Genomic DNA, 6,138 nt, shown 5'->3' with positions numbered 1-6,138 from the left:
TTCGGCCAGGATATGCACCAGCGCCGCATCGAGATTGTCGATCGACTGGCGATACTGAAGAAGCTGTTCTCTGGGGGTCACGCGAATTGCTCCTTCAGTAAGTCAGGCGGCAGGTGCCGATAAACGACGGCTTCCCTGCCGTATATTTCCATTTTTCTTTCCGCCGTCGCGCCGAGACGTTCCGCAAGACGGATCGAAGCGGCGTTGCCGGGCTCGATCAGGCTCATCACCGTCGGCCAGTTCAGCGTTTCGTAGACATGCCCCAAGGCCCGCTTCGCGGCCTCGAAGGCAAAGCCCTTGCCATAATGCTCAGGCAGCAGCGCCCAGGCGATTTCCGGCTCCGGCATGTCGCCCGGCTTCCACGGGCCGCAGAAACCGACGAAAGCCCCGCTTTCCTTCTCCTCCAGCGCCCATTCACCATAGCCGTTCAGCACCCAATGACCGGCATAGGCGGCGAGCCTGCGCCATGCATCCCCGGCCGAAAGCGGACCGCCGTAATAGAACGACCGCTCATCGGCGAAGAAGGCGGACATCGGCCCGAAATCCTCGGCGCGAAACGACCGCATGATCAGCCGCTCGGTTTCCAGAACGGGGACGTCCATCGTCACTTCTTCCCCTTGCCGAAACCGCCGAGACCCGGAAGCTTCGGCCCGCCAAGGCCAGGAAGCCCGCCGGGCATTCCGCCGCCGCCGAGACTGCCGGCCTGCTTCTGCAGTTCGGCAAGCTGGTTGGCGTCGAGCTTGGAAAGGTCGGGCATGCCGCCCATTCCGCCCGGAAGGCCGCCCGGCATGCCACCGCCGCCGCCGAGCATGCTCATCATCTGCTTCATCTTGCCTTTGCCCTTGCCGCCCATGGCCTTCATCATGTCGGCCATCTGGCGGTGCATTTTCAAAAGCTTGTTGATATCGGCGGCAGAGGTGCCGGAGCCGGCGGCAATGCGCTTCTTGCGCGAATTCTTCAAAACGTCGGGATGGGCGCGCTCATATTTCGTCATCGACGAGATGATGGCGAGCTGGCGCTTGAACACGCTGTCGTCCATGCCGGCCGCGGCCAGCTTGTCCTTCATGCCGCCCATGCCGGGCATCATGCCCATGATGCCGCCCATACCGCCCATATTCTGCATCTGCTTCAACTGCTCGGCCATGTCGTTGAGGTCGAACTTGCCCTTGGCCATCTTCTCGGCCATGGCGCGGGCCTTGTCGGCGTCGATCGTCTCGGCGGCCTTTTCCACCAGCGAGACGATATCGCCCATGCCAAGAATGCGGTCGGCGATGCGCTTGGGGTGAAACTCCTCCAGCGCATCCATCTTTTCGCCAGTGCCGATCAGCTTGATCGGCTTGCCGGTGACCGCGCGCATCGAAAGCGCCGCACCACCGCGGCCATCGCCATCCATGCGGGTCAGAACGAGACCGGTAATACCCACGCGGCTGTCGAAGTTGCGGGCCAGATTGACGGCATCCTGGCCGGTGAGACTATCGGCCACAAGCAGGATTTCATGCGGGTTCGAGACCTTGCGGATATCCGCCATCTCGACCATCAGCGGCTCGTCGATATGGGTGCGGCCGGCGGTATCGAGGATGACGACGTCGTGGCCGCCGAGCTTCGCCGCCTGCACCGCGCGCTTGGCGATCGCGACCGGGTCCTGGCCCTTGATCACCGGCAGCGTGTCGACCTTGGTCTGCTCGCCGATCTGCTTCAACTGCTCCTGCGCCGCGGGCCGGCGGGTGTCGAGCGAGGCCATCAGCACGCGCTTGCGGTCGCGGTTCGTCAGCCGCGCGGCGATCTTGCCCGTCGTCGTGGTCTTGCCCGAACCCTGCAGGCCGACCATCATGATCACGACCGGCGACGGCGCGTTGAGATCGATGGTGACGCCCTCGGCGCCCAGCATCTCGACCAACTCGTCATGCACGATCTTGACGACCATCTGGCCGGGCTTGATCGATTTCAGAACATCCGCGCCAACAGCCTTTTCCTTCACCTTCGCGGTGAAGTCGCGCACCACTTCCAGCGCGACGTCGGCCTCCAGCAGGGCGCGCCGAACCTCGCGCAGGGCCGCCGAAACATCGGCTTCCGAAAGCGCGCCGCGTCCGGTCAGTCCCTTGAGGACGGAACCAAGGCGGTCCTGGAGGTTTTCAAACATGGCCCATTCCCTTTTCGTTTCGGCTTGTCGTCAGGTCGAAACGTTGGCACAGCAGCCGGCAAATACAAGACGCAAAGCAAAAATCCATCCGAGGGCGCATCGCGCTGTCGGATGTTGACCTCCGGGCTCTCTTTATACCTTTGCGGGCCCCGGTCGGTTGCTGAGCGTCTTGCTGTCAGCTGGTTGAGGGCGGATAAACAGGAAGATTGCGGCAAAGTCAAGCCTGCCCCGGCGAACGCCCCATGGAACTTTCCTCGGCCCAACCGCATATAACGGTATCGACAATGCATCCGGGCGCTCCCGGTGAAGAAAGGTCAAGGGCTCCATGATCCCGGTCAGAACCGTTTTACAGTCAAAGAACCGCTATTACACCGGCCCCAAAAGCGATCATTTCGACGGAAAACTGTTCTTCAATCCCGACGGCATGAACCCGCCCGGCTTTCGCGAAGTCATCAAATGGCAGATCAACAACAAGAAGTCGCTCTGGCCGAAAACGGTCGAATGCGCCTTTACGCCGGCGAAGCCGGATGAACGGGTGACGGGCGACGCCATGCGGGTCACCATGATCGGCCATGCCACGCTGCTGATTCAGGTTGCCGGAATCAATATCCTCACCGACCCGATCTATACCGAACGGGCAAGCCCGTTCGAGGTCGCCGGCCCCAAGCGGGTCTGCGCCCCCGGCATTCCCTTCGAGGACCTGCCGCCGATCGATGTCGTGCTGGTCACGCACAACCACTACGACCATCTGAGCCTGCCGACGCTCGCCCGGCTGCACGAGGCCCACAAGCCGCGCATCGTCACGCCCCTCGGCAATGACACGATCATCCGCTCCAAGGTCCGCGAAGCCGATATCACCGTGCTCGACTGGGGCGCGCAGGCGCCGCTTCCGGGGAGCCTCAGGGTTTTTGCCGAGCCCTGCCATCACTGGTCGGCGCGCGGGGTCGCAGACCGGCGCATGGCGCTCTGGGCCGCCTTCGTGATCGAGACGCCGGCCGGGCTGATCTACCATATCGGCGACACGGGCTTTCACGAGGGCCGAAATTACGAGGCGGCGGCAAAGAAATACGGCGGCTTCCGGCTCGCCAATCTGCCGATCGGCGCCTATGAGCCGCGCTATTTCATGAAGAACGAACATCAGGATCCGGTCGAGGCCGTGACCGGTTTCGAGCTCTGCAACGCGGCCTATGCCTGCGGCCACCATTTCGGCACATTCCAGCTCACCGACGAAGGACGGGACGATCCGGTCAAGTTGCTGAAATCAGCCCTTGCGGATGCCGGCATTGCCGAAGACAAGTTCCGGCCGCTCGAACCGGGCGAGGCCTTCGACGTGCCGGAGACCGACTGAGATCAGCCCTTCAGCCGCGCCAGCCGTTTCGGATCGCTTAGATATTTCACCGCGTCGCGGCCGACCCAGCGTCGGGTTCTATCATCCGATTCCGCCAGCTTCTCGGCAAGCGCGAGGGCGGGTTGATGGCAGGCCCTGTTCCGCATGCCGATATTGCGCAGCGCCCAGTTCACGGCCTTCTTCACGAAGTTGCGGTCGTCACCGGCATGGGCTTCGATCAGCGGCAGGAAGGCGATGAAGGTTTCATCCGGCTCGCTCTTGCAGTGAACGGCCGCGCCCGCGATCATGGAAAAGGCCGTGCGGCGCACGAACTCCCGATCGTCGGCCGCAAACCGCGCGATCAGCGCCGGTTCGAGCCCGGTCTCCACGAACAGGTCGGCAGCCATGTCGACCATCTCCCAGGAGGTGAAATCGCCGGCAAGCGCGAACATCTCCTCCGGCTTCAGCCTCTTGGGATCGAATGTGAGCAGCGCCAGCAGCTTCGCCTCGCGCACCGGGCTTTGCCACAGCGCGACAGCCCGGGCGTGATCGACGCCGATCTGGCGGGCGATCTGCCGCAGAGCCGGATTGGAAAGCCCGATAGCGTGCTCCGTCCGGATGCCGACGCGGTCCATGCCGGCGATCAGCGCCGGATCGGCGCTCGCCTCCAGAGCGGCCAGAACCGCATCCGCCGAGGAATTGCGTGACAGCATCTCTAAACCTCCGATTCCGATTTCACCGGCCCGCCAGCGAGGCGCCCGTGGACGCGGCGATTTCCCGTTTCCTCAGGGCGTGTTCGCGCCAGATGGTGAAGAACCCGGCGCCCACCACGATCGCGGCCCCGGTCAGCATGTTCATCGTCAGCGTCTCGTTGAACAGCAGCACCCCGAAAAGCAGGCCGTAGACAAGCTGCAGATAGATGAATGACTGCACCGTGACCGCCTCGGTGATCGCCAGCGCGCGGATGAGACAGTAATGACCGGCGATCCCGGAAAAGCAGAGCGCGATCAGCCAGAACCAGTCGACCGGCAGCGGTTCCTCCCAGAAGAACGGCCCAATCAGGCTGGTCACCGCCATGCCGACAACGCCGGTATAGAACAGGCTGACATCGGCGCTGTCATAGCGGCCGGCGAGCCGCGTCAGCAGCGAGTAGAGCGCAAAGACGCAGCAGCTTGACACCGGGATCAGCGTTGCCAGCGAAAACCGTTCACCCAACGGATCGATGATGATCATCACCCCGACAAGCCCGCTGATGATCGCCAGCCAGCGCCGCCAGCCGACCCTTTCCCCGAGGATAGGCACCGACAGCAGCGCCACGACGAGCGGGGCCGCCATGAAGATCGCCTGGCTCTGCGCCAGGCCGACGATCGAGAAGGAGAAGATCGCGATCAGGATCTGGGTGATCAGCAGCAGGCTCCGCACGATCTGGAGAATGAGATGATCCGTCCGGATCGCGGCGGCAAAGCCGCCCGGCCGGCGCGCCGCCAGCACCATGACGAAGCCCGCAAACGCCCAGAACCGCACCATGGCGATGAAGAACGGCGAATAAAGCGGCCCGAGATGGCGCGTGATCGCATCCTGCGCGGAAAAGATCGTGACCGCCGCAAAGGCCAGCAGAATGCCCGAGACCCTCATGCCGGCATTCCGGCGCTGCGCCCGGGCGTGTATGCGCAGACATTGCGCGCCGTGGCTGGCGGGTTCGTCGAACCGGAATGGCGAATGGGCATGGTGAGCGGACTTTCGAAGGCGGTGCGGCCCGCAATAGCGGCGGAACGCAGTATGTTATCGCCGAACCTAATCACGAAACACCGCCTTGGCAAAGGCCGGCGATGGCCCATGCGGTTCCGTCGGCGGATTTTTCCGGGCTTCACCGGCAAGACTGGTGACGGCGCGCCGATATGCCCATATAAGACCGCATGACTGACAGGAGTGCCGGGCATGAACGACCGCGAACACTGGGCGCCGCTGATGCGCATGAACGGGCTTGGCAACAAGATCCTGGTGATCGACATGCGCGGGCGGACCGACAAGGTCACCCCGCAGGCCGCCATCCGCCTCAACGCCCATCCCGACACCGCCTTCGACCAGATCATGGCGCTCTACGATCCGCGCGAGGATGCCCCCGACGGCTGGATCGACATCCTGAACTCCGACGGATCGATGGCCCAGGCCTGCGGCAACGGAACGCGCTGCGTCGCCGACTATCTGTTTTCCGCTGACGGGCGCAGCCATTTCGACTTCCGCACGATTGCAGGCGCGCTTGTCGCCGACCGGTTCGAAGACGGCCGGATTTCGGTGGATATGGGACCGCCGGAATTCGCATGGGAAAAGATTCCTCTCGCCGGCTCGCCCGGCGACACGACGCATATCGCGCTCTCCGAACCCTTCGAACCCGACCCCGCGCTGCAGCGCTTTTCCGCGGCCTCCATGGGCAATCCGCATGCCGTGTTCTTCGTGCCGCGCGATGTCGACAGCTACGATCTCCTCGCCTTCGGCCCGCGCTACGAGCATCATCCGATGTTTCCCGAGCGCGCCAATATCTCGCTGGCGCAGGTCACCTCGCCATCCTCGCTGTCGCTGAAGACCTTCGAACGCGGCGCGGGCCTGACGCTTGCCTGCGGCTCCGCCGCCTGCGCCGCCGCCGTCACCGCCGCGCGCACCGGCCGCACCC

The 6,138-nt window shown here is 63.8% G+C and carries 6 protein-coding genes; 2 read left to right on the top strand and 4 right to left on the bottom strand.

Annotated features, from left to right (window positions below; translation table 11 throughout):
- Nucleotides 1-77 precede the first annotated feature (77 nt).
- Complete coding sequence (locus B4E36_RS13005; protein ID WP_292051797.1) at nt 78-602, bottom strand: GNAT family N-acetyltransferase; 525 nt, start codon at nt 600-602, stop codon at nt 78-80.
- A gap of 2 nt (nt 603-604) precedes the next feature.
- On the bottom strand, nt 605-2,140 hold the full coding sequence (ffh, locus tag B4E36_RS13000) for a signal recognition particle protein (RefSeq protein ID WP_292051719.1): 1,536 nt from the start codon (nt 2,138-2,140) through the stop codon (nt 605-607).
- A 325-nt stretch (nt 2,141-2,465) separates the two neighbouring features.
- Here ffh and B4E36_RS12995 point away from each other — a divergent pair, with 325 nt between their 5' ends.
- A complete protein-coding gene (locus B4E36_RS12995) occupies nt 2,466-3,488 on the top strand; it encodes an MBL fold metallo-hydrolase (RefSeq protein ID WP_292051721.1) in 1,023 nt (340 codons plus the stop codon).
- A gap of 2 nt (nt 3,489-3,490) precedes the next feature.
- Here B4E36_RS12995 and B4E36_RS12990 read toward each other — a convergent pair whose 3' ends face one another.
- Complete coding sequence (locus B4E36_RS12990) at nt 3,491-4,180, bottom strand: DNA alkylation repair protein (protein ID WP_345900440.1); 690 nt, start codon at nt 4,178-4,180, stop codon at nt 3,491-3,493.
- A 22-nt stretch (nt 4,181-4,202) separates the two neighbouring features.
- Nucleotides 4,203-5,102, bottom strand: coding sequence for a DMT family transporter (locus tag B4E36_RS12985; protein WP_292051724.1), 900 nt, complete (start codon nt 5,100-5,102; stop codon nt 4,203-4,205).
- A 303-nt stretch (nt 5,103-5,405) separates the two neighbouring features.
- Here B4E36_RS12985 and dapF point away from each other — a divergent pair.
- A partial coding sequence (gene dapF, locus B4E36_RS12980) for a diaminopimelate epimerase (RefSeq protein ID WP_345900439.1) occupies nt 5,406-6,138 on the top strand: 733 nt, incomplete at its 3' end.

This window comes from Martelella sp. UBA3392, from assembly GCF_002358775.1.
Lineage (GTDB): Bacteria > Pseudomonadota > Alphaproteobacteria > Rhizobiales > Rhizobiaceae > Martelella > Martelella mediterranea.
This window is presented reverse-complemented; position numbering and strand designations above follow the sequence as displayed.